We start from the raw sequence: 16,665 nt of genomic DNA on the forward strand, positions 1-16,665 counted from the left end.
CTTTCTCCGGAAATCGTCCTCGCCCGGGACACATAGGGCGGACGTTTAATCTACGGATGAAAAGAGCGCTTATCGCTTGCCGTTCGGCTGCCCCGGTGTGCCCCGTCCCGTAGGAGCGGGCGCCGGAATCGCCGCCCCGGCGTCCCCGATTCCACGTCGGCTTCCGAGATGGAGATCTCGGAAGCCGTTCCCGGCCGGGCCGCCGGGATTCCACAGCCCGGAACCGTGGAGACGTCCGGTCCACGTCCGCGAGTACCCGCGTGATCAACAGGGCGGGACCGCCGGGTGGGCGCCTCCTCTTCGGTACTGCTCCTGTCAGAGGGCCCGCTTGTCGTGGAGTTCGGTGGTGGCTTCCAGATAGGCGTCGGCGGCGCGGGCGAAGTAGTCGAAGAGGACGGCCTGTTGCTCGGGCGAGTAGCCCTGGACGATGGCGCCGATCTTCTGGCGGGCCGGGGCCAGGACCTCGTCGAGGCCGGTGGGCCGGGCGACAAGCTCGACGATGATCTTGCGACGGTCGTCCGGATCGGGGACGCGGCGCACGTAACCCGCCTGCTCCAGGCGGTCGATCAGCCGGGTGGTGGGCCCGGTGGTCAGGCCGGTGCGGCGGCCGAGCTCGCCGGGGGTCATCGAGCCGCCCAGTCCCAGGATGTTCAACGCGTACAGGTCGGTCGCGCCCAGGCCGACGGCCTTGGCTCCGGCGTGCCCGTGCAGCATCAGGGCGCTGAGGTAGCGCCGGTACGCCACTCCCGCGTTCTCGGGCGTTGACATGTCTTCCCCTCTTCTCTAATCTCTTCCTTAGCGAAGAGAAATCTTCAACGCAGTAAATGCTCAAACGAAGCTACCATGAGAGGGTGCGCGCCATGAACATCTCCACCACCGCTCACACCGCCGACACCGCCGACACCGCCGCCGTCACCGCCGTGCTGGACCGCCTCACCGCCGCCTGGAAGGCCGGGGACGGAGCCGCCTACGGCGCCGAGTTCACCGACGACGCCACCTACATCACCTACGTCGGCACCCTCTACATCGGCGGCACCGAGATCGGCACCGCCCATCAGGCCCTGTTCGACAGCTTCCTCAAGGGCACCCAGCTCGCCAGCGAGATCATCAGCATCCGCTTCACCGGCCCCGGCACCGCCCTGGTCATCACCCGCGGCGACGTCCACAAGGGCAAGGCCGGCAAGCTCCACAAGATCCAGACCTACACCCTGGTTCGCCAGGCGAACGGCGAATGGAAGGTCGCCGCCTTCCAGAACACCAAGCACAAGGCCCTCATGGAGGCCTTCTCCTTCAAGGCTCAGCCCGCCACCAGGCCCGCCGCCGCCTGAGCACCTCCCAGGCCCACCGGACCGAAGGACCTCCTGTGGCCCCGGCTGTCGCGGTTATTTCGTGGGCCGGCGTGCCTGTCTCACTTCGCGATCGATGGCCCAGGCGTCCGCCACCGGGCCCAGGTGCCCGAGCTTGTCGGGGTTGATCACCGAGCGGATCGTCTGGACCTGCCCGTCGAGCACATCGAGTGCCAGGGTGTGGAGCACCTTGCCGTCCCGGTCGCGGAAGATCGCGCCCGCCTGGCCGTTGACCTCCCGCGGCTCGAACGTCGCGCCGATCTGGGCAACCCGGCGGAAAGCGGAGGCAAGCAGCCGAGCCACGGCAGCGGCGCCGACGATGACCCTGGCCAGCTGCGGGGCCTTGCCACCGCCGTCACCGGCCAGCGACACGTCGGCGGCGAGCAGCTCCCGCAGGCCGGCGACGTCGCCTTCGCGGAGGGCGGCGAAGAAGCGTGCCGCCAGATCATCCCGCTGCTTGCGGTCCGCCTCGAAGCGGGGCCGGCCATCCTGCATGTGGCGGCGGGCCCGTGACGCGAGCTGCCGGCACGCTGCCTCCGAGCGCCCCACCGCCGACGCGACCTCGGGAAAGCCGAAGTCGAACACCTCCCGGAGCACGAAGACGGCGCGTTCGAGCGGGCTGAGCCGCTCCAGCAGCAGTAGTGCCGCCATCGACACCGAATCGGCCAACTCCACGGAGCGTTCCGGGTCCTGGTAGGGGTCGGCGAGAAGCGGTTCGGGGAACCATGGCCCGACGTACGCTTCCCGGCGAACCCGGGCGGAACCCAGCACGTCGATCGAGATCCTGGTGACTGTCGTCGAGAGGAAGGCCTTGAGCGACCGGGGCTGGGTGGGGGAGGCCTGGAAGCGGAGCCAGGTCTCCTGGACGGCGTCCTCGGCCTCGGTCACGCTGCCCAGGATGCGGTAGGAGATCGAGAACAGCAGCGGCCGTAGTTCCTCGAATTCCGTCTCTCGCGTCATCCCAGCCCATCCTTGAAGCCCTGACGCCAGGCAGGCTAGCGCAGCTCCCCGCCAGGCTCCGCTCGCGCCGGTGTCACAGCCGAACGAGGCAGATCGTCTTAGAGGGCATGACAAACTCGGAACAGACCTCGGTGCTGATCACCGGAGGCAACAAGGGACTCGGTTTTGAGGCGGCCCGGCGGCTCGGGGAACTGGGTTGGACGATCTTTCTCGGCTCGCGTGATGAAGGCCGAGGACGGGCGGCCGCCGACAAGCTGACCGACGGCGGCGCGAACGTGGTCATGGTCCCGCTGGACGTGACCTCGGACGAGTCGGTGGCCGACGCCGTACGGCTCGTCCGGGAGCACACCGACCGGCTGGATGTGCTGATCAACAACGCCGGTGCGCCAGGAAGGGTCATCACGCCCGCGGACGCGACGGCCGACGAAATTCACTCCGTCTACGACACCAACGTGTACGGACCGATCAGGGTCACGCACGCGTTCTTTCCCCTGCTGCGGGCGGCGGACAATCCGCGGGTGGTGATGGTGTCCAGCGGTGGCGGTTCCTTCGCGGTCGTGACCGATCCGGAGCAGCCTGTCGCGAAAATGCACGAGCTCGCCTACAGCTCGTCGAAAGCGGCGCTGAACATGATCACCGTTCGGTACGCCCAGGCGCTGCCGGAGATCAAATTCAACATGGTCACTCCCGGAGAGGTCGCCAACCGCAAGTTCACCGCCACCGACATGAACAATCACACCGGCCAGCTGACGGTCACCGAGGGCACCGACCCGATCGTCAAACTCGCGATGATCGACGCCGACGGACCGACCGGGATCTTCATCGATCGCCTCGGCCCTGTTGGGTGGTGACCGCGGATTCGCCGCCGAGGGCTAATTCTCCGGATACACCGCCTCCAGAAGGCCGCGAACAAAGGTGTCGGGGTCGTCGAGTCCGGAGGCGGCCAGGGTGCCGGGCCCGTCGGCCAGCAGGTGCGGGATGGCGGCTTGCATGGCGAGGGTGATGGTGGCGGCTCGTTGTGCTGAGACGGGGAGCCCGGCGGCCGCCTGCGCGGCCGCGAATCTGGCGAAGTCGGAGGCCGCGATTAGGTCGAGGATGTCCGCCAGCCACGGCTTGCGAGCCGCCTCGGCCTGCAGTTCGAGGTAGGCCAGGAGGCGGGGACGGCCCGGACCCGCGACGTTCTCCACCAACCCGCGCAGCATGGCCACCAGTTCCTCCCGGTTGGTGGGCAGCGGTCCCGCGACATCGTTGTAATGCTCCACACAGCGCTCGGCCACGGCCTGGAGCAGGGCGTCCCTGGTCGGGAAGTAGTTCTTGGTGGTGCCGAGCGGCGCGCCGGCGGCGGCGTCGACAGCGCGGTGCGTGAGACCGCGGCCGCCGGCCTCGGCCAGCACCGTGATGGCCGCGTCGCGCAACAGGTCGCGTCGGTCCCGCTTCATCGCCAGCCCTCCGGTCTACTCATGGCTTTGCCAATGATACCCCGCCTGTGGTACCACAAGTGGGGTACCACATGTGTGGTGGTCGCGGGAGCTGGAGGGGAGACCATGGCTGGATCAGCGTTGGTCGTCGGGGCGGGAGTCGGCGGGCTGGCGACGGCGATCGGGCTGCGCCGTGCCGGCTGGCAGGTGTCGATCCTTGAACGGCGCACCGAGGTGGAGCGGTACGGCACCGCATTCGGCATCCATCCCACCGCGCAGGCGGCGCTGGACCGGCTGGGAGTGGGGGAGAAGTTCCTCGCTCGGGCGGTGCCGTACCGTACGGCGCGGATCCGCACGCCGGAGGGGAAGGCGCTGGCCGCGCTGCCGCTGGAACGGATCGAGCGGAAGGCCGGTCGCCCCGAAATGCTGATCTCCCGGCCGTACCTGCTGGACATCCTGCTCGCCGAGCTGGACGCCCTCGGCGACGTGACGGTGACGTTCGGGCGGCAGGTCACCGATGTCGAGGCGCTGGCCGCCGAGCACGACCTGGTGGTCGGTGCCGACGGGATCCGCAGCGTCGTGCGCGCCGCCCGGTTCGGCGCGGGCAGCGCGCCGCGAGGTATCGGGACCGTCGCCTGGATCGGCATCGCCGACATCGAGACCCACGTCCACGGAGAGACGTGGGGGGAGGGGCGGTTCTTCGGGATGACCCCGGTCGAGCCGGGACGCACCAACTGGTACGCCGCTGTGCCCGAGGCGGCTACCGCCGACGAGTTGCGCGGGTATTTCACCGGCTGGCACGAACCCATCCCGAGGATCCTCGCCGAGACCGACCCGTCCACCTGGATCCGGTACGAGATGCGGCACCTCTACCCCGCGCTGCCCACGTTCGTCGACCAGGAGAAGGTCGCGCTCGTCGGCGACGCCGCCCACGCCATGACGCCCAACCTCGGCCAGGGAGCGTGCACCGCGATCCTCGACGCGGAAGCCCTCACTCGGGCGATCGCCGCGTACGGTGTGACCCGCCTGGGGTCGGCCCTGCGGGCCTACGACGCCGAACGTCGCCGCAGCGCCCAACGGGTCGCCTTCGGCTCCCGCAACCTGCACCGGTTCATGGCCACCAGGCGCACCTGGCTGCGTGACTCGCTGCTCCGGTTGCTGCCCGCCTGACGTGGCATGCGGGCCGGGACACGGTCGCCGCGCCGGTCGCGGCCTTGGAGGAGCGGGCGGCTCCGGCCTATCCCAGAAGGCTGGGCTGGTCGATCACCCACAGCCACGTGCCGTCATCCTGGCGACGGGCCACCTCGACGGTGGCACCGCCGTCAGGCAGCCGCACCGAGGTGAGCGCCAGGTCGCCGTTACGCAGCGTGGGCAGCTGCTGTCCAGGGGTGAAGGTGGGCTTGTCGGCGACCAGATGCCTGTACGCCTGGCGGATCTCCTCGCGGCCCGTGGCGACCTGACCGTTCGGCAACGCCAGCACCGCGTCCGGTTCGTACAGCGCCACCAGCCCTTCAACGTCGCCCGCGTTGAGCCGTTCCACGATGAACCGGCTGAGATCCTCCGGCTGGACGGCACGCTCCCGGACATCGTCACTGGTCATTGCTTGTCGCTCCCATCTGGCCCGGTCGAGCTGTCTTCGACAGTGGGTGATCATGGCAGGCGGGTACGACAAAACCAGTGTTCCCGGGACCACGACGGTGAATGCCTTGGAGATGCGGCCGACCCGGAAGTGCCTGCTCGCCGTCGCGCCGGGCCCGGGAAGGATCTTCTTGACGGCCGCGGCGACTCAGCGTCCGCCCGAGATTCCGTGGTTCAGGCCGCGGTGCCGGGCCATGGTGCCGGGCCACGGTGCCGGGGTGGATGTCCGCCTCAGTGTCTCGGGCTCATCCCGGTGAAGAGGGCTTCGAGTACGCGCGCGCTCGGAGTGGCCGGTGGTCATGGCGTCACCCTACCGACACGGCACGTGCCGTATTGACAAGTGTGACGATACGGGATCAGATTGATCACGTCCGCCGTTGGCACGATCCGTGCTGTTCTGATGCTCGTGACGGATCATCCGCTCACTGAGATTCGACAGGGAAGCCCTTGAGCGCATCAACCCACGCTCCCGCACTGCGCCTCGCCGGCCTGACCAAAACGTTCGATCACAAACTCGCGGTCGACCACGTCGATCTGGAAGTGCCGCGCGGATCGTTCTTCGGCCTGGTCGGCCCCAACGGGGCGGGCAAAACCACCTCGTTGTCGATGGCCGTGGGACTGTTGCGGCCGGACGCGGGCCACGCCGAGATCTTCGGCCATGACGTGTGGTCGGCGCCGGAGCGGGCCAAGGCCCTGGTCGGTGTGCTCCCCGACGGGCTGGCCATGCCCGAGCGGCTGACCGGGCGCGAGGTGCTCACCTACCTGGGCCTGCTGCGCGGCCTGGCCAAAGACGTGGTGGCCCGGCGAGCCGAGGAACTGCTGGCCGTGCTGGAGCTGGACGGCGCGGACAAGACGCTGGTCATCGAGTATTCGACCGGCATGCGCAAGAAGATCGGGCTGGCCACCGCGCTGCTGCACGCGCCACGGCTGCTGGTGCTGGACGAGCCGTTCGAGGCGGTCGATCCGGTGTCGGCCGCGACGATCAAGACGATCCTGCGCGGCTTCGTGGCCGGTGGCGGCTCGATCGTGCTGTCCAGTCACGTGATGGCGCTGGTGGAGCAACTGTGCGATCACGTCGCGGTGGTGGACAAGGGCCGGGTGGCCGCGACCGGCACGCTGGATGAGGTACGGGGCGGACGCTCCTTGGAGGACGCCTTCGTCGGTCTCGTCAGCGATCAGGTCAGCGGAGTCAAGGAGCTGTCGTGGCTGTCGTCGCCCTGACCATGGCCCGGATGAAGCTCGCCGTGCTGCGCCACGCCTTCCACGGCCGGCGGGCGCACACGGCGGGCACGGGTGCCGCGCTCGGTGTGCTGTCCGCGCTCGGAACCGTCTACCTGGCCTTCGTCGACCCCGACCTGCTGGCCGCCGGATACGCGGTCTGGCTGCTCGGCTGGTTGCTCGGCCCCCTCTTCATGGGCGGCGGCGACGAGACGCTGCGTCCGGAGTACTTCTCGCTGCTCGGCCTGCCACCGCGCCGCCTGGCGGCCGGGCTGCTGGCGGCGGCGTTCGTCGGCGTCGCGCCGCTGGTCAGCCTGGGCGCCCTGCTCGGCCTCCTGGTTGCCGGTGTCCGGCTCGGCGTCGCGAACGCCCTGGTGGCCGTGCCCGCGATGGTGCTGCAGCTGGCCGTGTTCGTCCTGCTGTCGAAGGTCTCCGTGGCGGTGGTCGGGCTGGCGCTGCGTACCCGGCTGGGCGCGATCGTCTCCGGCCTGCTCAACGGCGCCGTCCTGGCGGCGCTCGGGCAGATCTGGATCTTCTTCTGGGCCTTCGGCCAGACGGGCGTGCCCGCCGCGGTGTGGTACCTGCCCTCGGGGTGGGGCCTGCTCGCCGTCCGGGGCCGCTGGTGGGCGCTGGCCGCGCTGGCCGTCCTGGTGCTGCTGCTCCTGGCCGTGTGGGCGGCGCTGCTCACCCGGCGCGTGGGCGCGGCCCGGGCCTCGGCGCGCGGCAGACGCCCGATCACGGCGGGCACCGCGACCGGCGCGGTCGTCGCCAAGGAGCTGCGTACCTGGTCGCGCGACCTGGTACGCAACCACCAGTTCACCTTCGCCCTGTCGTACGGCCTGTGCTTCGCCGCCAGCCCGCTCATCCTCGGCTGGGACGGCATGCTTCCCTACGCCGGCCCCATCTTCATCGTGATGGCGGCCGCCATGGCGGCCAACCTGTACGGCACAGACGGTACGGCGTTGTGGCTGACGCTCATGACCCCTGGCGCGAGCGACGTACGTGGCAGGCAACTGGCCTGGCTGTCGGTGCACGCGCCGGTGGCGATCGTGCTCACCGTGGCGCTCACCGCGCTCACCGGCGGCCCTTGGCCGCTGATTCTGGCACTGCTCCCCGCCCTGCTCGGCGGCGCGGCCGGGCTGGTGCCGCTGATCTCGGCGTACGCGCTGGTGCCCGGCACCGACCCGCACCGCCGCGCGGGCAACCCGCTGCGTACCAGCGAGGACGACGGCGGCCTGACCGGGCTCGCCTACCTGATGCTCGCCCTGGTGATCCTCACCGGCGCGCCGGCCGCCCTGGCCGCCGTCTGGTACGGCTGGGCCGGCGTGGCCACCGGCGCCCTGACCGGGGCGTTGTGCTGTTGGGGCTTCGGCCTGCTGGCCGAACGGCGGCTGCGCGCACACGGCCCCGAACTGCTCCATGTCATGCGGACCGGCCGCAAACCGCACACGACGATGAAGTTCCGCTTCGACCAGCTGTCCAAGACCCAGAAGACGATCGCCTCGTGGTGCCTCGGCTTCGGCGCCATCCCGCTGATCCCGCAGGGCATCCTGGCCGCCGTCTTCGTGGCCAACGACATGCTGCGCCACAGCTGGTTCCTGGCCACGTACATGCCGCCCGGCCTGCGCTTTCCGGTCGCCGCGGCCTTCATCCTGCTCGGCCTGGCGATGTACGGCGCCGGCGTATGGATCGTCAAGCCCCGCTCGCCCGGATCAGGGCCGTCTCGTGACTGACGGAACTGGACCCTTGAACGGCGAGGAGGACGGAGGCCGCCGGGTCAGATCCCTCTGGCAAGAAGGTCCTTGGCGGCCTGCGGCGCCTTGGCAGGAGATCCCGCGTCGAACGGTGGTTGCGGGTCGTATTCGATGGCGAGCTGGATCGCCTCAGCCGTGGTCTGATCGGCGATGCGCGATGCGAGCGCGAGCGCCATGTCGATCCCGGACGAAACCCCGGCGGCTGTGACGATCTTCCCTTGGAACACCACGCGCTCGGCGGTGTAGGTGGCTCCGAAGGACTCCAGCACGTCCACCGCGCCCCAATGGGTCGTCGCCGAGAGGCCGGCGAGCAGCCCGGCGGCTCCCAACAGCAGCGATCCGGTGCACACCGAGGTCGTCCACGTCGTTCCTCCGTGCATTCGACGGATCCAGCCAAGAAGCGCGTCGTCGTCCAACAGGCGTCGCGCGCCCGGACCTCCGGGAACGAGCAGCACATCGCATGCGTCGATGTCGTCGAACGCCGCGTCGGCGGTGAGGGCCAGCGACGTCGGGACGTCCCGGATCGGCCCCGGCTTGGTGGCGGCGAACACGATTTCGGCTTCCGGCAGGAATTTCAGCACTTCATAGGCGCCGACAGCGTCCAGAGCGGTGAACCGGTCGAACAGAGGTATGACGATACGCATGGCGGTTCCTCTTGGCTGCGAATGTGCATCGTGAAGTGCCGCCCATGCTACGGCGCGTCCGCCGAACGGGCCGGGGCCGCCCGGGACCGGGTCCTTCGGCCCGATCCCGGGGGCCGAGGCGTAGTCCTCAGCTCAGCGGGTTTTCCGGGCTCCGCCGTTGACGTTCAGCACCTGACCGGTGATGTGGCGGGCCGCCGGCGACGCGAGAAAGGCGACCGCCCCCGTGATGTCCGCCGGTGAACCGGGGCGCCTCATCGCGGTGGCGGCGACCAGCGTGTCGCGCCGCTCTTCCGAGAGCCAGTCCCGGAAGAACTCGGTGTCGGCGATGTAGCCAGGCGAGACGACATTGGAGGTGACGTCGCGGGCGCCGAGCTCGTCCGCCAAGTCGAGGTTCCAGGCGGCCAGCCCCGCCTTGGCCGCGCCGTACGAACCGGCTCCCTGGTCGGCGGCGATCGACCCGATGTGCACCACCGTGCCGCCTGCGGCCAGCCGGCCGTTCAGCGCCCTGGTCGTCAGCGCGGCGCTGACCAGGTTCGCGTCGAGGTTGGCCCGGAAGTCCCGGGCGTACGAGGCCAGGTCGGTCCCGCCGTCGGCGTCGAAGTCGGTGTTGCCGCCCGCGTTGTTGACGAGCACGTCGATCCACTCGGGCAGGTCGGCCAGCAGCCGGGTGAGCGCCTCGGGGTCGGTGTGGTCGCACACCAGGGCGTGGGCACCGCACTCGTCGGCCAGCTCCTTCAACGGGCCGGGGCGGCGACCGGTGACGAAGACGTTCTCGCCCTGCTCGGCGAAGTGCCGTGCGATGGCGCGGCCGATCCCTGTGCCGCCTCCGGTGACCAGGATGGTGCGTGACATATGCTGAGCTCCGAATCGCTCGTTCAGGCCTAAATTTAGACCTAAATATAGCCGAAAGGGACGCCGTGGCAAGGGAACCCATGCCGGAACAACCCGCCGACCGGTATCCGCTGGACACCGCCACGGCCTACCCGGTCCAGGAGATCGCCGCCGCCTGGGAACGGGAACGGCCCGGCACCCCGGTCTCCTCGATCGGGATCGTCACGCCGATCTGGCGGCTGGCCAAGCTCCTGGGCGACGACCGGCGCCGGGTCCTCACCCGCGCCGGGGTGGACGCCGCCACGCTCGATCTCCTCAGCATGCTGCGCCGGAGCGGTCCCCCCTACACGCTCACGACCCTCGAACTCAGCCGCCGCTCGCTGATCACCGCGGGCGCCATCTCGCAGCGTGTCGCCCGTGCCGAACGTGAAGGGCTCGTCACCCGCCGCCCCGGGGAGGGACGTCCTCGCTCCGTCCAGGTCGCCCTGACCGGAAGCGGCCATGACCTGGTCGAGGCGACCGTGGATCAAGTACTGCGCCGCGAGGCCGAGTTGATCGACGGTCTCACCTCCGAGCAGCAGGGGCAGCTCGCGGAGTTGCTCCGTGTCCTCCTGCAGGATGTCCAGTGCCGGCTCGGCGACGACCGGATCACGCACGTTGGCGAGGAGTGACGCGGGACCGCCGAACGCCTGGGGTTCCTCGCTGGATCACGCTGAATCGCGATCGGCCGGAGCCCCGCGCCCGGCCGGAGAGTCCTGTGCCGCCTGCGGAAGTTGACCTCACCGCTCCATGATCGCCATACTCCACCAAGTGGTTGGTTGAGAATGGGGGTTGAGGATGAGCAAGCGCGAGGCCCTGATCGTCGCGGCCTATGAGGCGATCGCGGAGAAAGGGTTCGAGGGGTTGCGCTTGAGGGCGGTGGCCGCGCGAGCGGGCATCGATCACTCCACGCTGCATCACTACTTCGGCACCAAACAGGATCTGGTGGACGCGGTCGTCGACCACGCGACAGGCCAGGTGCGGACGGGCACATCCGCGGACGGCAGCCGGGAGGAACGGCTGTGCCATCACCTGGGCATGGTCGGCACGATGATCGCTCAACGACCGGAGCTGCACATCGTGCTCAGGGAGCTGGACCTGCGCTCCCTGCGCGATCCGCGAACTCGTGCCACGGTCGCCGCTCACGAGGAGGGCTGGCGGTCCAGCCTCGCCGGGTTCGCCGGAGCCGAGGTCGAACTGATCATCGCGACGGTGAAGGGGGCCAGCCTGTGTCCCGAGCAGGCTCCCGCCGTACTCAAGAATCTGTGCGAGCTGCTTCGCGGAGGCCGGCCGTGCACGTTCTGATCATCGGCGGGGGGATCGGCGGACTGTGCCTGGCGCAGGGCCTCAAGCGGGCAGGGGTCAGCGCGACCGTGTACGAGCGGGACGCCGCCCCTGACGCGCGGCTGCAGGGGTACCGCCTCAACATCGAGCCCGTCGGCAGCCGGTCGCTGCACTCCTGCCTGCCGCCTGAGCTGTGGGACCGCCTGATCGCCGCCTCGGGCGATCCCGGACCGGGCATGGGCGTTTTCGACGAGCGGCTTCGCGAGCTGATGCAGGAGCGCAGCAACGCCGGCCGTACCTCCCCGGTGGAGGCGGCGCACGCCGTCAGCCGGGTGGCGCTGCGTGCGGTCCTGCTCGACGGGGTCGATGTCAGGTTCGGCAAGGAGTTCGTGCGTTACGAGCAACTCCAGGGCGAGGTCGTCGCGCATTTCGCCGATGGGAGTACGGCAAGCGGCACGCTGCTCGTCGGCGCCGACGGCTCGCGATCGCGGGTGAAGCGCCAACTGCTCCCCGGTGCCGGCCAGCGTGACCCGGCCGCCTTCGGAGTCGGCGGCAAACTGCCGCTGACCCCGGAGGCCGGTACGTGGCTGCCCGAAGTCCTGACCACGAACAAGAACATGATCCTCCCGCGGCGCGACTTCCTGTTCACGGCCGCGTTCCGGCCTCGGGCCGGCGAGGAGGGGTATCTCATGTGGGCGTTCGTCGCCCACCGGTCGACGTACGCGGGCCAGGATCCGCACGGATTCGTTCTGGAGCGGAGCCGCCGCTGGCATCCGGATCTGCGTCGGCTGGTCGCGGAGTCGGGCGGCGTGGAGCTCTTCGACTTCCGCGCGGCGGCCAAGGTCAAGCCCTGGGCGACGACGAACGTCACCCTGCTCGGCGACGCCGTTCACAACATGCCGCCGGTCGGCGGGCTCGGCGGCAACACCGCATTGCGTGACGCCGGCACCTTGCGTGACGCGCTGACCAGCGGGATGCCGCTGATCGAGGCGGTGCGCGACTACGAGGCCGAGATGCTCTCCTACGGTTTCGCGGCCGCGGGGGAGGCCCTGATGTACCTGCGGCTGGCCACCGTCCGTAGCCGTCTCGTGCGTGGCGCCGCGCGCGGCTTCTTCCGTCTCTGCGGTGCCGTACCCCCGCTTCGCCGGGCCATCTTCGACGGCTAGCAGACCCGGCTGGCAGAACACGGAAAAGGCATGCCGGGGAGCGGCGAACCGCGATCACGGCGAGGTCGGGAACCGCGACGGGCGAGAGTGTCTAAACAGGGATGAACTGGGGTGATATTGATTTGGATATCAATTTGTAATTAATACCGGTCTTGGACAGTGTGCGGATGGCTGTGCTGTCATGACCGCCATGTCCAGCTCGCACCGTACACGCGTATCCAGTATCGCCTGGCTGGCTGTGGCAGCCACCGCCACCGGGGTGGTATCCGCGGCGCTCGTGCTGCCCGCTATGGGCAGCTCGGGGGCGGCGGTCGTCGCGGCGAGCGAGGCGCTGAACTTCCGGCCGGAGGAACTGGAGGAGCCGGCACTCGCGGAGAAGACGACGGTGTATGACGCCGAGGGCACCAGGATCGCCCAGTTCTACGCGCAGGACCGCAAAGTCGTGCCGCTGGACCGCATCGCGGACGTGATGAAGACGGCCATCGTCGCGATCGAGGACGACCGCTTCTACGAGCACGGTCCGATCGACATCGAGGGCACGGCCCGCGCCCTGGTCAAGAACCTCGCCTCGGGTGGCATCAGCCAGGGCGGCTCGTCGATCACGCAGCAGTACGTCAAGCAGGTCCTGCTCAACTCGGCAGGCACCGAGAAGGAGAAGAGCGCGGCCCTGGAGGCCAGTTACACGCGCAAGCTCAAGGAGCTGCGCCACGCCATGGCCGTCGAGCAGAAGTACACCAAAGGCGCGATCCTGGAGAAATACCTCAATATCGCCTACTTCGGCGCCGGGGCCAACGGCGTGGAGGCGGCGGCCAGACGCTTCTTCGGCGTGTCGGCGGCCCGCCTGGATCTGGCCCAGGCCGCCACCCTCGCCGGGGCCGTCCAGGCCCCCAACGCGACCGACCCGAACCTCGGAGCCAAGGCGCGCAAGCTGCTGCTGCAGCGGCGCAACGTGGTCCTCGACCGGATGGCGGAGCTGGGCCGGATCACCCGAGCGCAGGCCGACGCGGCCAAGGCCCGCAAGCTCGGGTACAAGGGCGTCAAGCAGCCCAACGGCTGCCAGGAGAGCCGCTACCCGTACTTCTGCGAGTACGTCCGGCATGAGCTGCTGTCCAACCCCGCCTTCGGCAGGACGCGGCGGCAGCGCGAGCTGGCCTTCGGCCAGGGCGGCCTCAAGGTCCACACGACGCTGGACCCGAAGGCGCAGAAGGCGGCCGAGGCGGCCATCAAGAAGCACGTCTTCGCCTCGGACCGCGCGCTGGCCGCCGAGGCGCTGGTGAAGCCGGGCACGGGTGAGATCAAGGCGATGGCGGCCAGTCGCCCCTTCGGCGACTCCGCCCGCAGGAACGAGATCTCCTACAACGCGGTGGCCGACAAGGAGCATGGTGGGCTGATCGGCTTCCAGCCGGGCTCGACGTACAAGACGTTCACGCTGATCACCGCACTGAAGCAGGGCATGAAGATCGACGACGGCATCACCGCCGGCGCCGGCTACACCGCGCCCGGCTACGCCACGTTCAAGAACTGCGCGGGCGAGAACGTGGGCGATCCGTCCTGGACGGTCACCAACGACGAGGGCGCGCCCGGCTTCAAGACACTGGCCACCGGAACCTGGGGCTCGGTCAACACCTTCTTCATGGCTCTGCAGGAGCGGGTGGGCCTGTGCCCGACCGTCGAGACCGCCAAGTCGCTGGGGATCAAGCGGGCCGACGGCGCCAAGCTGCGCGAGTTCGAGACGTTCACGCTCGGCATCAACGAGAGCGACCCGGTGACCGTGGCCACCGCCTACGCCGCCATCGCCGCGCGCGGCACCTACTGCCCGCCCATGGCCATCACCAGGATCACCGGCCGTGACGGCAAGACCACCGACTACCGGCCGCGGTGCAAGCAGGCACTGGACCCACAGGTCGCCGACGCGACCGCCCACATCCTGTCCGGGGTGTTCACCCGCGGCACCATGCGCGGCGTCGGCGGCATCGGCCGCCCGGCGGCCGGCAAGACCGGTACCACCGACGGATACGCCAGCGCCTGGTTCGCCGGGTTCACCCCCGACCTGGCCGGGGCGGTCAGCATCGGCGACCCGCGCGGCTCGCAGCGCTACAAGCTCACCGGCGTCACCATCGGCGGCCGCTACTACGGCGCAGTCCAGGGTGCCTCGCTGCCCGGGCCGATCTGGAATGACACGATGGCGTCCGCGCTGCGGGGAGTGGCGCCGGCCCGGTTCACTCCGGTGGACGCGACCCGTTTCGGCGGATGCAGCCAGGACTGCGCCCCGGCTCGCCAGGACCGGGAAGACCCGACGACGAACCAGCCCGAGGACGAGGACGTTCAGCAGCCGGACGAGGACCTGCCCGGCCAGTAACGGATCACGCGCGATCAGCGGCCCGCTGGACGGGGCGCCGAGCATGTCGCTCGGTCACCTCCGTGCCGGACGGCCGTCCCGGGGTCAGGACAGCAGGCCGCGTTCCAGCGCCGTCATCACCGCCGCCGTACGGTCGGAGACGCCGAGCTTCTTGAAGGACCGCAGCAGGTACGTCTTCACGGTCGCCTCGCTGAGGAACAGCCGTTCGCCGATCTCGGCGTTGGTCAGGCCCCGGCCGACCAGGCGGAGCACCTCGCACTCACGCTCGGAGAGAGGCGACGGCCTGGTCCCCCGGGCGCGGAAGAGCTTGCCGGCGAGGGAGGGGGTGAGCACGGTCTCGCCGCGGGCGGCGCTCTGCACCGCGCCGATCAGTTCCTGCCGCGAGCTGCCCTTCAGCAGATAGCCGGCCGCGCCCGCCTCCACCGCGCGCAGGATGTCGGCGTCGTCTTCGTACGTGGTCACGATGACGACTTTGCTGGCCGGCAGCCGTCGTCGGATGTGCTCGGTGGCCGAGACCCCGTCCATGCCGCCCATGCGCAGGTCCAGCAGGATGATGTCCGGCCGCAGGGCCTCGGCCTGGACGATCGCCTCCTCACCGGAGCCGGCCTCGCCGACGACTGTGATGCCGTCGGCGGACTCCAGCATGGCGATGAGGCCCTCCCGGACCACCGGGTGGTCGTCGGCGAGCAGGACCGTGATCGGCTTCCCGTCAGGCACCCGCCGCCTCCGCCATCTCCACCGCCGTGGGAACGCTGACTTCGACCGCCGTGCCTTCGCCCGGGCCGCTGCTGACGGTCACCGTGCCGTTGATCTCCGCCACGCGGGCCCGCATGCCGCGCAGCCCGTACCCTTCCCGGACGACGTCCTGGGCGAATCCCGCACCGTCGTCACGGATCAGCAGGCGCACGGTGTCCTCCTCGAACGTCACCAGCACGTCCACGGTGCGCGCCCGCTTGGCGTGCTTGCGTACGTTGGCGATCGCCTCCTGGGCCGAACGTAGCAGGACGACGTTGACGGGCATGGGGAGGGGTTTCTCCTCACCCCGGATCGAGGTGCGCGCCTCCAGGCCGGTCTCGGTGACCAGGCCGTCCACCTGCCTGCGTACGGCCTGCACCAGAGAGCCCCCGCGCAGCGTGGGCGGGGTCAGGGCCGCGACGAATTCACGGGCCTCGGCGAGGGACTCCCTGGCCACCTGCCCGGCCCGCGACAGATGCCCGCTCGCCTGGTCCGGGGCGTCGCGCATCTTCGACTCCGCCGCCTGCACCAGGCTGATGATGCTGGTCAGGCTCTGGGCGAGGGTGTCGTGGATCTCCCTGGCCAGCCGCTCCCGCTCGGCGGAGACGCCGGCCTCGCGGGAGAGCCGGGCCACGCGTTCCCGGCTGCGCCGCAGCTCTTCGATGAGCTGGGCGCGTTCCCTGCTCTGCCGCGTCACCCGTTTGATCCACAGTCCGAGCAGAACCGACAGAGTCAGGCTCAGCAGCGAGATGGGCACCACGACCCAGAGGCTCGCCCGCGCTTCGTCGCCGCCGGCCCACACCATCGCCACGGGGAACAGGTTGGCCACCGTGAGCAGGGCGACCGCCGGCCGCATCGGCAGACTCATGATCAGCATGGGGGCCACGGCGAACAACGCGAAGAAGCCGATGAAGCCGAACACCGTGATGACGCAGAACAGCAGTACCAGGCCGAACGCGAAGACCAGGTTCCTCGGCCCGTGCACCCGGTTGATCATCAAGTGGCGGCCGAATCCGGCGTACCACGGCACGATCAGCGTCAACGCGCCGATCGCGATGGAGCGCTGGGCCTGGGGGGCGTCGGAGGTGAGCAGCAGCACACAGGTAATGAGGTAGGAGGCGGCGAAGAAGCCGTCCCACAGACCGAACCAGCCGGTACGGGTCCCGGGTTCGTGCTGCTCGCCGGATCGCTGCTCCGCTGTCTGATGCCCCTCTTGCACCGAACAGTCGTACCACGAGCACCCGGCCTGTCCGCCGATCGGTGGACAGCCGGA

The 16,665-nt window shown here is 69.7% G+C and carries 17 protein-coding genes; 9 read left to right on the forward strand and 8 right to left on the reverse strand.

Features of this window, described 5'->3' with window-relative positions; translation table 11 throughout:
- Window positions 1–315: 315 nt before the first annotated feature.
- Entirely contained in the window at window positions 316–768 is a 453-nt protein-coding gene (locus ACQP1V_RS02565) for a MarR family winged helix-turn-helix transcriptional regulator (protein WP_067136184.1), read from the reverse strand.
- 92 nt (window positions 769–860) lie between these two features.
- On the opposite strand from ACQP1V_RS02565, the gene ACQP1V_RS02570 reads away from it, so the two are divergent.
- Complete coding sequence (locus tag ACQP1V_RS02570; protein ID WP_433418454.1) at window positions 861–1,328, forward strand: SgcJ/EcaC family oxidoreductase; 468 nt, start codon at window positions 861–863, stop codon at window positions 1,326–1,328.
- 54 nt (window positions 1,329–1,382) lie between these two features.
- Here the strand turns inward: ACQP1V_RS02570 and ACQP1V_RS02575 are convergent, their stop codons facing one another.
- Window positions 1,383–2,306 (reverse strand): RNA polymerase sigma-70 factor, encoded by a 924-nt coding sequence (locus ACQP1V_RS02575; protein WP_433418456.1) that lies wholly within the window; start codon window positions 2,304–2,306, stop codon window positions 1,383–1,385.
- 107 nt (window positions 2,307–2,413) lie between these two features.
- Here ACQP1V_RS02575 and ACQP1V_RS02580 point away from each other — a divergent pair, with 107 nt between their 5' ends.
- Window positions 2,414–3,157 carry an SDR family NAD(P)-dependent oxidoreductase gene (locus tag ACQP1V_RS02580; protein WP_433418458.1) on the forward strand — a complete coding sequence of 248 codons (744 nt, stop codon included), beginning with the start codon at window positions 2,414–2,416 and terminating at the stop codon, window positions 3,155–3,157.
- A 21-nt stretch (window positions 3,158–3,178) separates the two neighbouring features.
- On the opposite strand, the gene ACQP1V_RS02585 is transcribed toward ACQP1V_RS02580, so the two are convergent.
- Window positions 3,179–3,745 carry a TetR/AcrR family transcriptional regulator gene (locus ACQP1V_RS02585; RefSeq protein WP_433418460.1) on the reverse strand — a complete coding sequence of 189 codons (567 nt, stop codon included), beginning with the start codon at window positions 3,743–3,745 and terminating at the stop codon, window positions 3,179–3,181.
- 105 nt (window positions 3,746–3,850) lie between these two features.
- Here ACQP1V_RS02585 and ACQP1V_RS02590 point away from each other — a divergent pair, with 105 nt between their 5' ends.
- Window positions 3,851–4,894 carry an FAD-dependent oxidoreductase gene (locus ACQP1V_RS02590; RefSeq protein WP_387415667.1) on the forward strand — a complete coding sequence of 348 codons (1,044 nt, stop codon included), beginning with the start codon at window positions 3,851–3,853 and terminating at the stop codon, window positions 4,892–4,894.
- A 67-nt stretch (window positions 4,895–4,961) separates the two neighbouring features.
- Here ACQP1V_RS02590 and ACQP1V_RS02595 read toward each other — a convergent pair whose 3' ends face one another.
- On the reverse strand, window positions 4,962–5,324 hold the full coding sequence (locus ACQP1V_RS02595; RefSeq protein ID WP_387415669.1) for a YybH family protein: 363 nt from the start codon (window positions 5,322–5,324) through the stop codon (window positions 4,962–4,964).
- Between the two features lie 485 nt (window positions 5,325–5,809).
- Here ACQP1V_RS02595 and ACQP1V_RS02600 point away from each other — a divergent pair, with 485 nt between their 5' ends.
- Both ACQP1V_RS02600 and ACQP1V_RS02605 read left to right on the forward strand, forming a co-directional pair.
- Window positions 5,810–6,583 carry an ABC transporter ATP-binding protein gene (locus ACQP1V_RS02600; RefSeq protein WP_387415671.1) on the forward strand — a complete coding sequence of 258 codons (774 nt, stop codon included), beginning with the start codon at window positions 5,810–5,812 and terminating at the stop codon, window positions 6,581–6,583.
- Window positions 6,565–8,313 carry a hypothetical protein gene (locus tag ACQP1V_RS02605; RefSeq protein ID WP_433418462.1) on the forward strand — a complete coding sequence of 583 codons (1,749 nt, stop codon included), beginning with the start codon at window positions 6,565–6,567 and terminating at the stop codon, window positions 8,311–8,313. The genes ACQP1V_RS02600 and ACQP1V_RS02605 overlap by 19 nt, the downstream gene beginning before the upstream one ends.
- A gap of 44 nt (window positions 8,314–8,357) precedes the next feature.
- Here ACQP1V_RS02605 and ACQP1V_RS02610 read toward each other — a convergent pair whose 3' ends face one another.
- Both ACQP1V_RS02610 and ACQP1V_RS02615 read right to left on the reverse strand, forming a co-directional pair.
- Window positions 8,358–8,978: a DJ-1/PfpI family protein gene (locus tag ACQP1V_RS02610; RefSeq protein WP_433418464.1), complete on the reverse strand. Its 621-nt coding sequence runs from the start codon at window positions 8,976–8,978 to the stop codon at window positions 8,358–8,360.
- Window positions 8,979–9,110: 132 nt separating this feature from the next.
- Window positions 9,111–9,830, reverse strand: a complete 720-nt coding sequence (locus ACQP1V_RS02615) for an SDR family NAD(P)-dependent oxidoreductase (protein ID WP_433418466.1) — start codon at window positions 9,828–9,830, stop codon at window positions 9,111–9,113.
- Window positions 9,831–9,910: 80 nt separating this feature from the next.
- Between ACQP1V_RS02615 and ACQP1V_RS02620 the strand changes: the two genes are divergently transcribed.
- The 4 genes from ACQP1V_RS02620 to ACQP1V_RS02635 all read left to right on the forward strand — a co-directional run bounded on the left by ACQP1V_RS02620 (window position 9,911) and on the right by ACQP1V_RS02635 (window position 14,657).
- Window positions 9,911–10,480, forward strand: coding sequence for a MarR family winged helix-turn-helix transcriptional regulator (locus ACQP1V_RS02620; RefSeq protein WP_433418468.1), 570 nt, complete (start codon window positions 9,911–9,913; stop codon window positions 10,478–10,480).
- Window positions 10,481–10,646: 166 nt separating this feature from the next.
- A complete protein-coding gene (locus tag ACQP1V_RS02625) occupies window positions 10,647–11,153 on the forward strand; it encodes a TetR/AcrR family transcriptional regulator (RefSeq protein WP_387415676.1) in 507 nt (168 codons plus the stop codon).
- Window positions 11,141–12,298 carry an FAD-dependent oxidoreductase gene (locus ACQP1V_RS02630; RefSeq protein WP_433418470.1) on the forward strand — a complete coding sequence of 386 codons (1,158 nt, stop codon included), beginning with the start codon at window positions 11,141–11,143 and terminating at the stop codon, window positions 12,296–12,298. Before ACQP1V_RS02625 ends, ACQP1V_RS02630 begins: the two co-directional genes overlap by 13 nt.
- Before the next feature lie 238 nt (window positions 12,299–12,536).
- Window positions 12,537–14,657, forward strand: coding sequence for a transglycosylase domain-containing protein (locus ACQP1V_RS02635; protein WP_433418472.1), 2,121 nt, complete (start codon window positions 12,537–12,539; stop codon window positions 14,655–14,657).
- An 84-nt stretch (window positions 14,658–14,741) separates the two neighbouring features.
- Here ACQP1V_RS02635 and ACQP1V_RS02640 read toward each other — a convergent pair whose 3' ends face one another.
- Both ACQP1V_RS02640 and ACQP1V_RS02645 read right to left on the reverse strand, forming a co-directional pair.
- The gene (locus tag ACQP1V_RS02640) at window positions 14,742–15,374 is read right to left on the reverse strand and encodes a response regulator (RefSeq protein ID WP_387415689.1); all 633 of its coding nucleotides are present in this window, start codon (window positions 15,372–15,374) and stop codon (window positions 14,742–14,744) included.
- Window positions 15,367–16,611 (reverse strand): sensor histidine kinase, encoded by a 1,245-nt coding sequence (locus ACQP1V_RS02645; RefSeq protein ID WP_433418474.1) that lies wholly within the window; start codon window positions 16,609–16,611, stop codon window positions 15,367–15,369. Before ACQP1V_RS02645 ends, ACQP1V_RS02640 begins: the two co-directional genes overlap by 8 nt.
- Between the last annotated feature and the right edge of the window lie 54 nt (window positions 16,612–16,665).

Origin of the sequence: Microtetraspora malaysiensis (assembly GCF_050947145.1) — a bacterium.
Classification (GTDB): Bacteria; Actinomycetota; Actinomycetes; order Streptosporangiales; family Streptosporangiaceae; genus Microtetraspora_A; species Microtetraspora_A malaysiensis.